Annotated in this window: 13 protein-coding genes; 8 read left to right on the top strand and 5 right to left on the bottom strand. The window is 50.2% G+C overall.

The genetic code is table 11. From position 1 onward, the window contains the following. Positions 1–87: 87 nt before the first annotated feature. From PH7735_RS16190 to PH7735_RS16175, 4 genes are all read left to right on the top strand, one after another. Positions 88–879, top strand: coding sequence for an ABC transporter permease (locus PH7735_RS16190; RefSeq protein ID WP_058312462.1), 792 nt, complete (start codon positions 88–90; stop codon positions 877–879). 86 nt (positions 880–965) lie between these two features. Then, positions 966–3,206, top strand: coding sequence for a glycoside hydrolase family 99-like domain-containing protein (locus tag PH7735_RS16185; protein WP_058312461.1), 2,241 nt, complete (start codon positions 966–968; stop codon positions 3,204–3,206). After that, positions 3,207–4,232: a hypothetical protein gene (locus PH7735_RS16180; RefSeq protein ID WP_058312460.1), complete on the top strand. Its 1,026-nt coding sequence runs from the start codon at positions 3,207–3,209 to the stop codon at positions 4,230–4,232. A gap of 105 nt (positions 4,233–4,337) precedes the next feature. After that, positions 4,338–5,816, top strand: coding sequence for a calcium-binding protein (locus PH7735_RS16175; protein WP_058312459.1), 1,479 nt, complete (start codon positions 4,338–4,340; stop codon positions 5,814–5,816). A 10-nt stretch (positions 5,817–5,826) separates the two neighbouring features. Here PH7735_RS16175 and PH7735_RS16170 read toward each other — a convergent pair whose 3' ends face one another. The 4 genes from PH7735_RS16170 to PH7735_RS16155 all read right to left on the bottom strand — a co-directional run bounded on the left by PH7735_RS16170 (position 5,827) and on the right by PH7735_RS16155 (position 10,844). Then, positions 5,827–7,320 carry a calcium-binding protein gene (locus PH7735_RS16170; RefSeq protein WP_058312458.1) on the bottom strand — a complete coding sequence of 498 codons (1,494 nt, stop codon included), beginning with the start codon at positions 7,318–7,320 and terminating at the stop codon, positions 5,827–5,829. Positions 7,321–7,442: 122 nt separating this feature from the next. Beyond that, positions 7,443–8,900, bottom strand: a complete 1,458-nt coding sequence (locus tag PH7735_RS16165; protein ID WP_058312457.1) for a mannose-1-phosphate guanylyltransferase/mannose-6-phosphate isomerase — start codon at positions 8,898–8,900, stop codon at positions 7,443–7,445. A gap of 92 nt (positions 8,901–8,992) precedes the next feature. Next, positions 8,993–9,598, bottom strand: a complete 606-nt coding sequence (locus PH7735_RS16160; protein WP_058312592.1) for a sugar transferase — start codon at positions 9,596–9,598, stop codon at positions 8,993–8,995. Between the two features lie 25 nt (positions 9,599–9,623). Beyond that, positions 9,624–10,844, bottom strand: a complete 1,221-nt coding sequence (locus tag PH7735_RS16155; RefSeq protein WP_233488334.1) for a glycosyltransferase family 2 protein — start codon at positions 10,842–10,844, stop codon at positions 9,624–9,626. A gap of 188 nt (positions 10,845–11,032) precedes the next feature. Here PH7735_RS16155 and PH7735_RS16150 point away from each other — a divergent pair, with 188 nt between their 5' ends. The 3 genes from PH7735_RS16150 to PH7735_RS16140 are packed head-to-tail and all read left to right on the top strand — an operon-like array spanning position 11,033 to position 13,716. Beyond that, complete coding sequence (locus tag PH7735_RS16150; RefSeq protein ID WP_058312455.1) at positions 11,033–11,752, top strand: sulfotransferase family protein; 720 nt, start codon at positions 11,033–11,035, stop codon at positions 11,750–11,752. 13 nt (positions 11,753–11,765) lie between these two features. Further along, positions 11,766–12,641, top strand: coding sequence for a DUF6473 family protein (locus PH7735_RS20620; protein ID WP_145865355.1), 876 nt, complete (start codon positions 11,766–11,768; stop codon positions 12,639–12,641). A gap of 22 nt (positions 12,642–12,663) precedes the next feature. Further along, on the top strand, positions 12,664–13,716 hold the full coding sequence (locus tag PH7735_RS16140; protein ID WP_145865354.1) for a hypothetical protein: 1,053 nt from the start codon (positions 12,664–12,666) through the stop codon (positions 13,714–13,716). 412 nt (positions 13,717–14,128) lie between these two features. On the opposite strand, the gene PH7735_RS20400 is transcribed toward PH7735_RS16140, so the two are convergent. Next, complete coding sequence (locus PH7735_RS20400; RefSeq protein ID WP_082645287.1) at positions 14,129–14,296, bottom strand: DUF1737 domain-containing protein; 168 nt, start codon at positions 14,294–14,296, stop codon at positions 14,129–14,131. 729 nt (positions 14,297–15,025) lie between these two features. Between PH7735_RS20400 and PH7735_RS16135 the strand changes: the two genes are divergently transcribed. Then, positions 15,026–16,024, top strand: a complete 999-nt coding sequence (locus PH7735_RS16135; RefSeq protein ID WP_058312452.1) for a hypothetical protein — start codon at positions 15,026–15,028, stop codon at positions 16,022–16,024. Positions 16,025–16,054: the final 30 nt, after the last annotated feature.

Raw genomic sequence — 16,054 nt, 5'->3', positions numbered from 1 at the left:
ACAAGAAGTGTTCCTTTAAGGAATATTAAAAACGGTCTCACTTGCAAATTCTTTGTGTGAGGTTCTATTCTGAATGAGGACTAAAAGGTGACAACCTTAGTTTCCAAACGTAGTTTTTCTACTACACGATCCGTAATTGCCCTAATCTTTCGTGAAATGTCGACCACTTATGGGCGGTCGCCTGGCGGGTATATCTGGGCCATTCTAGAGCCTGTATTGGCTATTTCATTGATGACTGTCGTTTTTTCGTACGCGCTTCGCTCTCCGGCACTGGGCGTCAGCTTTCCGTTGTTTTATGCGACAGGTTATTTTCCTTTTATCATGTATAACGACATGACAATGAAGGTGGGTCAAGCGATCAAGTTTAACAAAAATTTGCTGGCATATCCGAATGTTACCTATGTTGATGCGATCGCGGGGCGTGCGGTTTTGTCTTCCTTAACCAATGCTTTGGTCTTTGGTATTTTTATTTTGGGGCTGATTGTCATCGGCGGTTTGCACCTTAACGTAAACTTTGTCAGGCTGACAAACGCCTTTGGCATGAGCATCGCGCTTGGCATTGGGATCGGTGTTATTAATTGCTATGTGATGAGCCGTTTTCCAATCTGGACGTCGATTTGGTCAATTATTAATCGTCCCATGTTTATTATTTCCGGCATTTTCTTTTTGATCGATGAGGTCGGCGAACCATACAGAACGATTTTGCTCTATAATCCGATGGCCCATGTGATCATGCAAATGCGGTCTGCGTTCTATCCCACGTATGATGCGAATTACGCCTCGCCTGTCTATGTTTATAGCATCGCCTTTGTATTGCTCTTTTTCGGCTTTCTTTTGCTCAACCGCTACCATCGTTATATTCTTGATGAAGGCGCTTAGCACAAAAGGTCTTGGTTCTCTTCGTTGGCATTGATATTGCATTTCGCAGATTGGCGACTTGCCAATAAAACTACAGGATTTTTAAAATGTCTCTTTTGTCCAATGCCCGCAAATTTGGCCGTATATTTTGGCTTAGTTCGCAAGAGCGCCAATTGCTAAAAGAGGCACAAAACGCTGGCACTTTTGACCCGGTTTATTATCGTGGTGCTTACCCTCAAGTGCATAAGCTTTTTCAAAAGTTTCCTTTGCGGCATTACATTGTTTACGGCGAAAGCATGGGGTTACGTCCTAATCCCGATTTTTCCCCAATGGCGTATTTGAGATACAATCCGGACGTTGCCGAAACCGGCATGTCACCGCTTCTGCATTTTTCTGTTGGCGGGCGTCACGAAGAGCGGGTCACCAAAGAGCTTCCCAAAGTCGAAGAACTGCCGCAAAAAGACACGCCCAAGCTTCGGTTCGAGGGGGATCGTCATGTCGCGCGTTTTGCGATCGTCATGCACATCTACTATCCGGACCTCTGGCCTGAATTTGCCGAAACTCTCGAGCGGCTCGATTTTGAATATGACCTTTATGTCACACTGACATATCGTGGCGAGCAAACAGACGATCTTGCGGCAGAAATCAGCGCGAAATATCCGGATGCAACCGTTGTTTCGATGCAGAACCGTGGCCGTGATATCCTCCCTTTCATGAATTTGCTGAATGCTGGCGCTTTCGACAAATACGAAGCCGTTTGCAAAATCCACACCAAGAAATCGCCCCACCGTGAAGATGGTGACGTTTGGCGTCGTCATCTGATCAACGGCATTTTGCCAGAAGAAAACCTCGATCAGATGCTCGAAACCTTTGTGGCCGATCCCAAGGCTGGCTTCTGGGTCGCGGATGGCCAGCACTTTACCGGCCTCGAGTGGTGGGGTTCTAACATAGAGATGACCCAATCCCTGTTGCGCCGGCTTGAGATGGAAATTGACGGGTCACATTTGTCGTTCCCTGCAGGATCGATCTATTGGGTGAAACCTTCGATTTTGCGTTTGCTCAAAGCGTTGCACCTGCTTGAGGCAGAGTTTGATGTCGAATGCGCTCAGGTTGACGGTACGGTTGCCCATTCGCTTGAGCGTGTCATGGGATTCCTTGCGCTGGCAGCAGATCAGGACATCTTGCAGACAACCCAGCTTGAAACGCGTAAACTCACCGCCCGAAAAGGGGCGACACCTACGTTCACGAGCGCTTTCTATCTTCCACAGTTCCACCCCATTGCCGAGAATGACGCTTGGTGGGGCAAAGGATTTACTGAATGGCGCGGTACAATTACCGCCCACTCGATGTTCCCGGGCCATACGCAGCCTTTGCTGCCATCTGATCTTGGATACTATGACCTGCGTGTGACCGAAGTGTTGGGCCAACAGGCCGAGCTTGCTCGGGATGCGGGAATCGATGCTTTCTGCGTCTATCATTATTGGTTCGACGGACGCCGTGTTCTTGAAGAGCCGCTTGATCGCCTGCTGGCGCGGCCTGATGTCGACTTCCCGTTTTATCTGTGTTGGGCAAATGAAAGCTGGCGTCGTAACTGGGATGGTTTGTCGGGAACGGTCCTGCTCGAGCAGACTTATGCCAAAGGCTTCGAAGAGCAGTTGGTGAACGATTCGCTGCCCTATATGCAGGATGCCCGTTATCAACGCCCAGACGGTGTGCGCCCGCGTTTTGTGATCTACCGGCCCGAAGACATGCCCGACCCCAAAGGCAGTGTTGAGCGTATGCGCGATGCTTGGCGCAAGGCCGGAATTGGTGAAGTCGAGCTTGGCGCAGTGTGTTTCCACATCTCGGGAGAATCCGCGGTCGAAGATGACGTATTCGATTTCTGGATCGAGATGCCGCCCCACGGCATGGTGACAGGTGAGGACTATTTGTTTGGTGGACCGCAAGGGAACCAACTCAACCGTCCTGTGGCTGGTGGATTCGAAGGGCTGGTTTATGACTATAACAAAGTCATCAAGAATTCAGTCTCCGAGTCCTATCTCGAGAATCTGCCGGACAACACGATCTGTGGTGTGATGCCCAGCTGGGACAACACCGCGCGGCGTGGTCTGAGCGCGCACATTGCCTATGGTGCTAACCCGGCCAGCTTCGGACACTGGCTGGACGAAGTGAAAGCCTATCGTATTGAGGGGTCGTATCGCGGCGAGTTGTTTATCAATGCCTGGAACGAATGGGCCGAAAAAGCCATTCTTGAGCCGAGCGATAAATACGGGGATCAGTACCTTCAGGTTCTTAAATCTCGTATCGCGACGTCTCCTGCAGAAGATGTTCAGGAGCAAGTAGCCTAAATGTCAAAAGTCGTCCTGCACATAGGCACGCACAAAACCGCCACAACCACAATTCAAGATACGTTTTATCAGAATTCTGAAAAACTGGCGGAAGCGGGTCTTGTTTATCCGCGTTTGGCAGGCCCAAAGATTACGGGGCATCATGGTCTTGTGTTTGCGTGGGGACGGCTTCCGGAAATTTACCGGTTGAAAGAGGGCAGCCGCAAAGCGTTTTTGCAAATTGCAAAAGAATACGGTCCACAAGACAAAACGGTATTCTTGAGCAGTGAAGAATTCTCGCGTGGTGGCACGTCCGCGAATGTGGATTTTGTCGAGGTTCGCAAGCTTCTAAGTGGTTTTGACGAAATCGAAGTGGTCTGCACCTTGCGGGCACAATGGCAGTATCTGCAATCTGTCTATCAAGAGCTGTCAAAGAACCAGATCCCGACCACCCCGGACAAAATCGTCGACCCGAGCATCAAGAATGGCATCTGGAAAGACCTTTGGATCGACTACAATTTCTTGCTAGATCAGCTTTTGTTGGCGTTTGACGAAACCGAAATAACGTTTCTTGATTTCGATTCATTGCGACAGGCAGAGGGCGGCATCATCGGTGCCTATCTTGCCCGATATTGCCCAGCCTTGACCGTTGAAGATCTGGAAACCGTGAATGGTGGGGCCTCGAATGTTTCGCCTGACCCGATGGCCAGCTGGATGTCCAATTTGGTGTCCCCTAGCGGGGTCGCACCAAAGTGGTTGACCGAGACCGCAGAGGCGGTTCTGGACATTGATCTTGGGGAAAAGCGCAAAACCTGCATTTTCAACAAGTGGGAATTTCAGATGCTCGCCGAGCATTTTGAAAAGAGCAACGAAGCCTTGCGCCAACGCCGTTTACCGTTTCAGCCAGAGTTCGCGATTACAGGCACCGAAGGTCACAAGGTTACACACTTTAGAAATGATCTTCCCCACAATGCATGGGTACGTATGACCCGAAGGCTGGCGAACAGATGTTGGAACACGGAAAAAGCCACGAATGCTGGCGCATAACCCTTGCGCGGTTAACCACGATCTCTTTTTCCAAAGCCACCTATACCTTTCTATAAGCGCTTTGTTGCACCCTTTTGCCTGTGATTTTCAAGGCAGGAGCGTGAGATGCCAATTGAAGGAACCGGAGTCGCAATCAGTGGTCTGGGTGGGGCTGTTGGGTATGGTGAAATTGAAGTTCCTCCGGGTGACGACGACTCGTTTCAGGTGGATTTGTCCGCGGTGTTCGCTGACGGGATCAATTGGTTCGGAACCATGGTGTCGGCCGAAACCGTTTTTGTGAATGTAAATGGCTCCGTGTCATTCGGAACTGCATATGGGGCGCCCCCCACCGACGCCAACGCGGCACCCGAACAGCATCTGATCGCGCCATTTTGGGGGGACGTGGACACGCGGTTGGATGGAGAGGCACCCGAAAGCGGATCAATTTACGTCGATATCGATCCGACATCTTCGGTGGTTTCCGTCACGTGGCACCGGGTTGGGGTCTATCGGCGCAATGCAGAGGATTTGAACACCTTTCAATTGCAACTGTATGATCGTGGTGGCGGAGATTTCGACATTGTTTTCCGCTACCAAAGGGTGGACTGGACACATGGCACAGCCCCGGACGATATCGGTGCGCAGATTGGGTTGAGTGCGACCAGCGAACCTTGGGTTACGCCGCAGAACCTGCCCGATTTGGAAATGCTACCATCGCAATTGGGAAATACCGGACAGCCTGGGCTGTGGGTTTTTGAAATGCGTGCAGGCGTTTTGACCCATGGGGTCACACAGGGCGACGACATTACCGGCACGGATGCTTCTGAAGTTCTGCGCGGGACACCAAGACAGGACTGCCTTCTCGGAGAAGGAGGTGACGATACGTTGATTGCTGGTGAAGGTGACGATTTTGTCTTTGGGGGCGCTGATAATGACAGCATTGAAGGGCAGGGCGGCGACGACACTCTGGACGGCGGTTCGGGGCGCGACACAATCAGCGGCGGCGATGGCACGGACACGCTTATCGGGGATACGGGGGATGACTTTCTGTACGGGGGGGCCACATCCGAGGACCGACGGGATGTCATTTATGCCGGCGCTGGCAACGACGTTGTTGATGGCGGGTACGGGAACGATGAACTGCGCGGGGATCAAGGCAACGATACACTGACGGGTGGGTTTGGATCGGACACAGTGATTGGCGGAACGGGACAGGATGCCTTGAATGGCGCGGCCCTTTCAGATGTGTTGTTTGGCGGCGACGGGCAGGACTTTATCAACGGCGGCTTCGGGTATGATCGCGTGAATGGTGGTCTTGGCGGGGACTCGTTTTATCACCTTGGAATTTATGACCATGGATCGGACTGGATTCAGGATTTCAACAGCACCGAAGGGGACCATCTCGTTTTTGGTGATCGGACGGCGACCGGTGCTGCGTTTCAACTCAACTATGCCAACACACCCGGCGCTGGGCTCGACAGCATTTCCGAAGTTTTTGTGATCTATAGCCCTACCGGGCAAATTATCTGGGCGTTGGTGGACGGCGCGGCCCAAAGTAGCATTTCCCTGCACATCGGCTCGGCCACGTTTGATTTGTTGGCATAAGATTTTGACTTCAAAAAATGAAGTCGTCAGAATCCCATGTTGTTGCGGAAATTGCACGGCTGTCGATCGTGCGGACATGCAGGACTTCATCACCCCAAGAGACTGTGGCTCCGTCTCTATGCGACCGGATGTTCAACGAGTGATGATCATAGACCATCCCCCATCCCGATAGATCCAAACGATCGATGCCATGTTCGAACGTCCGCACAACGTCGTCCTGACCGTCTGCCTCGAACACAAAAACGTCCTCGCCATATCCCCCGACCAGCGTATCGGCCCCGGTCCCAGATATCAGAGTATCATTTCCATCGTTGCCTGTTAAAAGATCGTCTCCTTCGAGCCCCATCAATAGATCGTCCAACGCGCCACCTTCGAAGGTGTCATTTGTCGTTGAGCCAACAAGCCGCTCTCCGAGTTGCGCCAGTGGGACGCTAAACTGTGCGATGCCACCTTGTGCTGTCCCGCTGACGAACACCTGGATGTCTTGTCCAACCTGAACAGTGCGGATGGTTTCAATCGGGCCAAAGTGCCAGTCGTTACTTTGTTCAAGGCTGAGATGATGGCGCAGATCCCCACCGGGCAACATTTCATAGACAGACAATCCGGCGTCGGCACCTCCTACGATAATGAAATCGCGCGGACCAATGGAAAAAACATCCATCGCGGATGCCCGATAAAACCGCGTGTCGAGGGTGTCATTTTCCATGTCAGCCACAAAGAAGACCCCCATCGGATTGAGGCGCACGGCGCTGAGCGTGCTTGACTCCGGTGAAATCCCAACCACGAAATTCTGTCCTGCCGCCTGAACATGTGCCAAATCCTCAAGACCGGAAATCCACAGACCATCGCTGGTGGAAATCGAGTCGGAAAACGTAAGGGCCCCGTCGTCCCCGAGAATATAGCTGCTCAATCCGCTTTCTTCTTGTGATGCGGTGATCACAAACGTGGTCTCGCCTGATTGCACCGTGATAATCTTTGCGATGCCCGAAGAAGCCGATTTTGGAGTGTCAAAAACCTGTGACTGCAAACTGACGCGCCACGTGTTTTCAAGAGAATACGTTACAATAGCTGTGTCGTCCGGCCCTGTTCCCACAATGAAGGTGGTGCCACTCTGTGCAACACTCATCACGTTTGAGAGCAGGACCGGATTTCCCCCTTGGTCCAGCAATTGCAAGGGAGAAGACGGCGTTGCCGTAGCCGAAAGAGGCTGCATCGCAACGGAACCGTTTTGTTTATCAAGGCTGAGCAGACGGGTCTGCCCGCCGAAAGATACGCTAAGAGCGTCATCAGCCGTGAAGCCGCCGGCAGTGGTAGACCAATAGGTGCTCGAAGCCTGAAGGATGTCGCCTTCAGCAAGCCGGAAACGGCTGATCGCGTTCACGGCGGTTGACCCAACCAGAAGCCAGGTCGCACCCTCTTGTTGGATTACCTCCATGAACGTAACGCCGGACAACGAAAAGTCGTCTCGATCCGCCAAGGCGGTTATAAATTCCAGATTTTGCACCCCGTACTCCCACACACGGTGCCCCCACTGGCGAGGGTGCTAAATCGCCCTTAACTTCCGCTTAAGGAATTGCGGCAGAAAAGAGGCGCTTCACTAAATTTAAAGGTTTCTGGGTCTCGAGGTCAGCCTTTGGCGCCTTGGCCGCGGGCATAAAGATCCTCATAGCGGATGATGTCATCTTCACCCAGATATGTGCCGGTCTGCACTTCGATCAAAACCATTGGCACCTTTCCGGGGTTTTCCATGCGATGTACCGCGCCCAAAGGAATATAGATCGATTGGTTTTCGCTCACCAACCGGATATCGTCATCTACAGTGACCCGTGCAGTGCCCTCTACTACGATCCAGTGTTCGGACCTGTGAACATGGCTTTGCAACGAAAGTGCGGCCCCCGGCTTTACGACAATGCGTTTCACCTGAAACCGGTCTGAAAGCGCCAATGTTTCAAAGTGCCCCCAAGGGCGGTGATCCATGGCAAAGCTTTCCGCCTGTTTGGCTTGTTTCGCCTTAAGGGCAGAGACGGCTTTCTTGACGTCCTGCGCGCGATCCATATCGGCCACCAGCACCGCGTCCCGCATGGCGACAACCAATGTATTTTCCAGCCCTATGCCGACAAGTTCCAAATCTTTATCTTCCGAGCGCAACAGGGTGTCGACACAGTCGATGGACGTCACTGGCCCCGCCGTGACGACACCGTCCCCATCGGGTGTATCTTCACGCATGACCGCTTCCCAACTGCCCAAATCGGACCAAGCACCGTTGTAAGGGACAACCGACAGGTCCGGTGTTTTCTCCATTACTGCATAATCGATGGAAATATCGTCGACGTCTTCCCATGCCTCGGGGTCCAACCGCAAAAATCCAAGGTCGACCTCGGCTTTGTCGACCGACGCCGCGACTGCAGGCATCAACTCCGGGGCATAGGCCTCAAACGCGGCAATGATTGTTTTTACCGAGAACAGGAATATCCCTGCATTCCAAAGGTAATTGCCCTCGGCCAGCATTTGTGTGGCTGTTGCTGCGTCGGGCTTTTCGACAAAGCGGCTTAGAGGTATGGCAACACCCGAGCCGTCCGGCTGGGCACTGAGTTCAAGATATCCGTATCCGGTTTCGGGACGGTCTGGAGTGATGCCAAAGGTGACAAGGTGCCCTTGTTCCTGGACAACACGCAGACCTTCGTTCACGGCTTCATGGAAGGTTTCGATGTCCGGTACGACGTGGTCTGACGGGGCCACAAGCATGATGGCATCCGGGTTCTTCGAATGCAGATACAAAGCGGCGGCCAATACTGCCGGCGCGGTGTTTTTGCCCGTGGGTTCGATCAGCACCGGACCGGGTGCAATGCCCGCATCCATCAATTGTTCAGTGATGATGAAACGAAAATCCGAGTTTGTGAGAACCAAAGGGGCATCAAAGGCATCGCCGGTCATGCGTGCGGCACAGGCCTGAAACAGGCTTTGGTCGCCAGTGAGGCGGGCAAACTGTTTTGGAAAGCTCTTGCGAGACAAAGGCCATAGCCGTGTTCCAGAGCCGCCGCACATAATGACAGGGGTGATGATCGGTGCGCCAGTCTGGGTCATTTGGGTATCCGCTTTTGTGCTCGGGTTTGCATCTTTTCTGGATAGGGCATCCCGAGGCATGCGTCCATTGCCAAGGCGCGCGCTTCAAGGGCCTATTTGTGGGAAAAAACACCTGCGGCGGTGCGCCAAATAATCCAAAGATCGAAACACAGGGTTTGATTGTCCCTGTAAATCAAGTCCAGCTGCGCCTTTTGGGGAACGCAGGATCGGGTGTAGACAGCCTCATTTTCTTCGGCCGTGGTGCAGCGCGACAAAAGCCAGTCTTCGTGACGATGGTATAGCAGGGAGGCAAGCCCGGTGATCCCAGGCCGGCATTTCAAAACCTCACCATAAAGTGCAGGAAATTTTTCGACATAAAGTCGCAAAGGAGGGCGAGGCCCGACAAAGCTCATGTCGCCTTTTAGAACATTCCAGAGCTGGGGAATTTCATCGCCACGTGTTTTGCGCAAGAGCCGCCCGATACGGGTTATTCGGGCACTTTTATATGCGCCAGAGGCACCGCTGTCGTTTGGATCGGCGCGCATCGTGCGCAGCTTCCAGAGTTTAAAGGGACGTCCGGGCGCGCGCATTCTTTCGGACACATAAAACACGGGGCCAAAGTCATCCAGCTTTATCGCGATAATCAAGATGATCAGGATAGGGGCAAAAATGACCGACAAAACCAGCGCCAGAACAATGTCAAAAAGTCTTTTGGCCATTTGCGGTTCCCATACTTCTTCGCAATCAGAGCTTTCGCAAAATTGCGGCGACATACAATGCGATTTTTCCTTCGAGGCCCTGGCGGCGAATGCCTGTGCGATGGACCATGCCGATCCGCTTTAACAGACCGCCATTGCGGCCATCTTCGAAAATCCGCAAAATTTCGCGGTTCTCGGATGTTAATCTGTGGGCAGAGGCATTGAGGGCTTTGATGTTCAGGGTGTTCCAGTACCTGAAACGGCCTTTCCAAATATACCGCATGCGCCGTATTCTGGCCAAGAGCCCATTGTTGGCTCCGATTACGTTATCTTCGTGTTGACGATACAACAGCAGCGGTTCGGGATCATAAAGCACAGTGCCCCCCACGCCGGTGATGATTTGATAAGCCCACCAATCATGAATGACCAACTTGCGGGCTTCTCGACAGGATACCTGTAGCAAATCAATCGCGGCGCGATTGATCGTCATCGTATTGCCGCCAGCGATGTTTTGAACCAAGGCGTGCTTGAAGCTTGGATCTTGGCGCAATTGGGAAAGCTTCTTGTCGTTGAGGTTTTTGTCACAAACCCATGTGCGACCACAAAAGAGAATAGGGGTGTCAGGCTCCGAAGCGCGTTCAATAGCCCGCAAGCTGCGCTCGGTCTTGTCGTCAAGCCACACATCATCCTGATCGGAAAAGGCGGCAAAATCTATCCAGTCCGGAACTTCGCAGACCAAGTGAAGGAAGTTACGCGCCGCCCCTTTGCAAGGCCCCTCGAGCAAGGAGATCTCCATGTCCGGATGCGTCGACATAAAGGCCTTCACAAGGTCCTGTGTCTTATCTTTTGAGCCATCATCGCTGATCAAAACAAGATCTGGCTTTATGCTTTGGCTGGCGATGCTGTCGAGTTGCTCCTGCAGATTTGTCGCGCCATTGTACGTCGCGAGCAAGATGGCTGTTCTCGGTGTGCCACAAGAAGCAGGAGTGGGTATTTGCATTCGATTTCCGCTATGGATTGCGCGCCTTAACTCTAGGCGGTTTTGGTTCAATACCCTTGTCTCTGCATAATCCTCAAGAACTGAATGTGTTGCTGTGAGTTTAATATTCCCGAATTTTCCAATCCAACCGCCAATAATGCGCGAATGCTTCGTGGTATTTACCGAACTTAGGCGGAATTCCACCAGTCCTGAACATGGCCTGGCAATGAGGTGATTAATAAATGGGCGAAATTCAACAGGTGCCAATGCTATGTCATTGAGTAGCATAGCAATGATCCCAACCGTCGAATAAGATGACCTCTAATATGATCGCTTTTGTGGGTTTGTTCGGTGTAGTGCCGAAATCGAACACCAAAACAATTTATGTGCGAAGAAAGGTTCACTTGCATGCATGAATATGCGAAGGAAAAAGCATTGGGCAAACGCCGTATTCTCAACGTGAGTAAGGACTAAAAATGAAAAAGGGTAATATCCTGATCTCTTCTGCCCGCTCAGGCACAAACTATTTTCTTTCCGTATTTGCCAAGTGCTTCACAGACGCTTTCGTTGTGAAAGAAATTTTTCGGCCCGCGGGCGATAGCTTCCCTCAGCTAGAAGAGCTTCTAGGTCTCAATAAAGATCAGGTCGTAGAGCTGGTTGGGTCCAACCCATTAGGCCTCTGGCAGCAGATAACTCAAAAATGTAGCGAACAAGAACGTGTCGCTTTGGCTAAGATTTTCTATTACCACGTTGATAGCGACAATGCCCTTTGGAGCCATTTTCACGACAATAACCGAGTGATCCATCTCATTCGCCGTAATCCGTTTGACGTTTTCCTGTCTCACAAAGTTGCGTCTCAAACAGGTAAGTGGCAGCAATTCGGCTCAAAAGGCGAGCCGGTGGAAGTCCAGCCTTTGGTAATCGATGCCGAAGAATTGCAGGCGTTCATCAGCAAGCAGTCCGCCTTTATTGACGCGACGCGCGCTCGTTTTGGGGATGCCGACTATCACGAAGTTTTCTATGAAGATCTGGCAGTTTCTGTCGACGAATGTGTAGCAGCAATTTCTAGCATCATGGACACGCCAGCTCCGAAAAGCGCAATCTCGATTGGGCTGAAAAAGCAAAAAGACAAGACCAACGCCGATCTCGTTTCCAACTACGATGACGTTGCCATTTTTGATAAAAATCAATTCTAATGGGGTCGCTTGAATGACTTTAAACTACCATATGGAAAGCAGCCATGTGGCTGAATATGACCTTTACACTTTGCCGGGTGTAGACTTTACCTTGCGTGGACCTCAGTGGCCCTTGCATGCGTCTACGCCAAGTATCAGTTTTCTTGGAGCGGCGCAGACATTCGGAGCTTTTTGCAAATACCCGTTTCCCAATCTTTTGGGCGAAATGTTGTCTGCTCGCGTACTGAATTTCGGTCGTGGCGGAGCCGGTCCTGGGTTCTACTCAAAGCAGCAAGCCGTTTTAGACTATGTTAATTCAACTGATTGTTGTGTAGTTCAGGTTATGTCTGCACGGTCATCTGTTGAGAACGCATACATGTCGACGGTGGAAGGGCTGACAAAAGTCGAGATGCTACAGGGGTCCAAAAAGGGGCAGATTATTCTTGGGCACGCCGCTTACAAAGACTTGGCCAATGAGCTGCCTCGTGAAGAGTTCCACGCTTTGGTTGCTGAGACTAGAGAAACCTTCATTAAGCAATTTGAGTTGCTTGCGTCTCAAATCACCGTGCCAAAAATTTTGGTTTATGTTGGACGTAACGCGCCGCTAAAAGACTTGGCGGTAGATGAGAAATGGCAAAACAATGAGTTGATCGGCCTTCATCCGCATATGATTTCAGAAAGCGTTGTCGCTCGTGTATCAGAGTTTTTTGATCAAACCATTCTGAGCTATGGCGCTCTTGGTTTTGACCAAAAAATGATGAACCGCTTCACTGGTGAAAACGTTTCAATCAAACGTTCGGAAACATACACTGTTACACGCCACAACGCATACATTTCTCCATATTTGCAGACGAAAACAGCGCTAAGTCTATATCGACCCATCAATGAGGTGCTGGCCAAACGCCGCTGACCTTAACTGGAGAGTTTTTCTTTTGACACGATTGATCATTCACGCTGGTACACACAAAACCGGGACAACATCTCTTCAAAGGTCAATGGCGGCCAATACGGAAATGATGGCTGCCAAAGGTGTATATTACCCTGTTTGTTGGGAGTATTTTTACAAAAACAGGCCGGAAGAGCAAAGCGTCAATGCTCATTTTGCACTTGCTCGCTGTATTGCTCAACAGAAAGACAATCAAAAGAAAAATCTCGACAAGTTTTTTACACATCTTAACAAAGTTGGCCGGGATTTTGATACTGTCATAATAAGTGCCGAATCCATCTATCGCCATTTTGATGAAACCGCTTCGGGAGATTTGCCTCTTCTTGAACGAAGAAGACTCTTCCTTGCGCGATTGGCAGAGTATTTTGCCGAATTTGACGCCGAAATCGCTTTACTGTTTAGGCGGCCAGATTTGTTTGCCGAGTCTCTTTATGGAGAAGTGATAGCCAATTCGGTCAGGTTTCAGACGTTTGATACGACTGTTCGAAACCAAAAGCAGATGTACAATTATCAGCTGCAGATTGATTTGTTTTCAAACTTTTTTCCTGTTTCGGCACTAAGTTTCGAGCAGGCTTGCAAAGAGGGATTGCTGTCTTACTTTTTTAGTCAGCTCGAAGTCCCAGTGTCATTGGATGAGCCTTCTGGTAACTTGAGAGCATCTCTAAACAAGCAAGCAGTTATGTGGCTTCAGCGGTCCAAAATGGATGCTGAAAGCATGCAAGATATTGAACGCAAAAGAAGATGGCTTTTTGCATTGCAAGATACGTCTGCCTATTTGTTTGGTGGTACAAAAAAGTTCTCTTTTTGGCAAAGCTCGGAACAACGAGATAGTTTCTTGAGAAATAGTCTTTCGACGCTGAAAAGCTTGGATTTTGAATTGCCGACGTCCGAAATCGGTGAAAGTTGCTTTTGGAATGATGAGTTACATGCGAAGGCCGAAGCAGCGTACAAAGGCTGGGTGAATGACAACTTGGGGTGGATTGAAGCAAGAGAGCTAAACAACATTGCTCCGTTCGACGATTTCCCCACACTTAGCTAAAGCGGCGCCAACAAAAATTTGATACGGTTGGCTCTCAGTCTAAATCTTTCCGCATGCGGGTTTTTGTCTGATTGTTTCTTGAATTGATCGGTGGAATCTCTTCCTGCCGACATAAAGTTGTCCCAGTTTCGTGTGTAAACACTGTTCCCAAAGTTGGACAATCAGATATTGCTAGGGTTCGCAGAAAAGTTAAGAATTATCGAATAGCCTAATTCTCAAAGTGTAATCTCAATTAACTTGTGCAACGCTTGAGGAAATTTGGGGTCAATATTCCGATCAGAAACTATGACTGGGCCAAAATAAAGGGCCAGCGGAATACAGGTGATAAATCAACAGTACTACGGCAAACTGAAACCACATACTGCAAACTTTTGACCGCCCAACAAAGGCGGCCAAAAGCAGAAAGATATTGTTAGTCTTCTATCTTAACCATAGGTTGGATAAAGAGAAATCCATCTGGACGTGGTCCGATCGACATTGAGCCGTGCGGCTGCCAGCCTTCGAGTATCGCTTCATTGATCAGGTCAACAAACTCTTCAGATTTACCGGTTCTTACAATCTTATATTCTGAAATGGTCAAACTTCTTCTCCGTTGGTGAGGTTAATTTTCTACACATTTGAACAAATTCTAGTACGCGACAACAGAAAAATTCAATAGAGGTTCAGAATAAGACATCCGAGAGGACTAAAAATTTCGGCTAGAGGTTCACGAAATCCTAGAAAGCTATCAAATTATAGGCAGTGAACAGGTCGTTATTCATACTCATTGAGGAGCATCCATGGATTGAATCCGCAGTTTTCAGTTTCTGAATAAGGGTGTTCTTTCAACTGATTCATCCGAGATGTCAGCCTCCGCACTTTGCGCACCATTTGAACAAAACTTGTCGAGTTCGTTTCTGGTTCGCGCACAAGATAGGTTGCGGACACACCTTTCGTTGCTTAGCCGGTCTGCTCAAAAATTGAACACTGCAGTAGTTCGACCTTTTCACTAAATCCGCCCAGGCCATCAATAAGAAATTCTTCGCTTAAGCCACACTATTTTTTGGGAACCAACTTTGACCTTCGGAGGTGAGTTTGTTCTAAGTGCTCAAAGTTCGGATCTATTTACCAAGTGCCCATTGTGCTGCGGCTACTTCTCCGTAGGTACCGACAGGTGAAATTTCTTACAGGGAAAATTATTCCACGATTGGAAGTCTGTTTTTCAAAGCAAAGTGCACGCTTGTCAAAATTGTGAAATTAGACGACTCATGCACCAAAGAGCGCCTCTTATTGAGTGAAACTGACCCATATCAGGAAGCAAAAGAGAACAATGTCCAAAGTTGTATTGCATATCGGCACCCACAAAACAGCGACCACAACAATTCAGGACACGTTTCACCAGAACGCGGGCTTGTTGGCTGAGCATGGTTTGGTTTACCCGCGGTTGGGGAATGTGACCGGGCATCATGGTCTTGTGATGGATTGGGGTTGGCTGCCGGAAGTTTATCGTCTTCCAAGTGGAAGTTTAGGGTCGTTGCAGCAACTCAATGACATGTATTCAGACCAAGATGTCACGCTGTTTTTGAGCAGTGAAGAATTCTCCAGAGGTGATCCCGCTGCACTTGTGGATTTTCAGGCCGTTCGTGAGGCCCTGTCTGGTTTTGATGAGATCGAGGTGCTCTGTACACTGCGTATTCAATGGCAGTTTTTGCAATCGGTGTATCTCGAAACATCGAAGATCAAGAACCCCCCGCGCCCCTCTGAATTTGCGCGGCAGGCCATGAAATCCGGTATCTGCGATGGGCTGTGGGTGGACTACACACGGCTTCTGGACCATCTGGAACAATCGTTTTCACCGGATGAGATCACATTTCTGGACTATGAAACGTGCCGCAGCGCCAAAGGGGGCATTATCGGGGCCTTTCTGGCGCATTTGAACGTGCCAATCGAGGTTGAGGATCTGGCGCCGGTCAATGGGGGGGCATCGAATGTCTCGCCTTTGTCGCTGGCAAGTTTTGCCGCAAATGTCCTTTCGGAACCGCATGTTGCGCCGGGGTGGCTTGTCACTTTGACCGGAGATGCCATCCGCAATCATTATGGCCAAGAAATCAAGCCATGTGTTTTCAGCAGCGAAGAATACAAGCGCCTGGAAACGCATTTTGAAACATTGAACGAGTCTTTGAGCCAAAGGCGAAATGGACATCAGGCCAGTTTCTCTCTGACAGCATCAGCAGAAAGCAGACCTGATGTGTTCCGAAACCACCTGAATTGGGATTTCTGGTTGCGCGCCGGCCGACGCCTTACAGCGGAGCTGGTTCAACTAAAGTAAGCGCGATTTCGAAGGTGTCGATTGAAGGCC

The sequence above is a fragment of the Shimia thalassica genome, assembly GCF_001458215.1.
Taxonomy (GTDB): domain Bacteria; phylum Pseudomonadota; class Alphaproteobacteria; order Rhodobacterales; family Rhodobacteraceae; genus Shimia; species Shimia thalassica.
The sequence above is the reverse complement of the archived record's forward strand: the minus strand, read 5'-3'. Positions and strand labels throughout refer to the sequence as shown.

Excerpts from the sequence above, each read along its gene's own strand:
- PH7735_RS20620 (WP_145865355.1), top strand. The coding sequence starts at position 11,766 with ATGACTTTAAACTACCATATGGAAAGCAGCCATGTGGCTGAATATGAC.
- PH7735_RS16185 (WP_058312461.1), top strand. The coding sequence starts at position 966 with ATGTCTCTTTTGTCCAATGCCCGCAAATTTGGCCGTATATTTTGGCTT.
- PH7735_RS16165 (WP_058312457.1), bottom strand. The coding sequence starts at position 8,900 with ATGACCCAGACTGGCGCACCGATCATCACCCCTGTCATTATGTGCGGC.
- PH7735_RS16175 (WP_058312459.1), top strand. The coding sequence starts at position 4,338 with ATGCCAATTGAAGGAACCGGAGTCGCAATCAGTGGTCTGGGTGGGGCT.
- PH7735_RS16135 (WP_058312452.1), top strand. The coding sequence starts at position 15,026 with ATGTCCAAAGTTGTATTGCATATCGGCACCCACAAAACAGCGACCACA.
- PH7735_RS16150 (WP_058312455.1), top strand. The coding sequence starts at position 11,033 with ATGAAAAAGGGTAATATCCTGATCTCTTCTGCCCGCTCAGGCACAAAC.
- PH7735_RS16155 (WP_233488334.1), bottom strand. The coding sequence starts at position 10,844 with ATGCTACTCAATGACATAGCATTGGCACCTGTTGAATTTCGCCCATTT.
- PH7735_RS16160 (WP_058312592.1), bottom strand. The coding sequence starts at position 9,598 with ATGGCCAAAAGACTTTTTGACATTGTTCTGGCGCTGGTTTTGTCGGTC.
- PH7735_RS16180 (WP_058312460.1), top strand. The coding sequence starts at position 3,207 with ATGTCAAAAGTCGTCCTGCACATAGGCACGCACAAAACCGCCACAACC.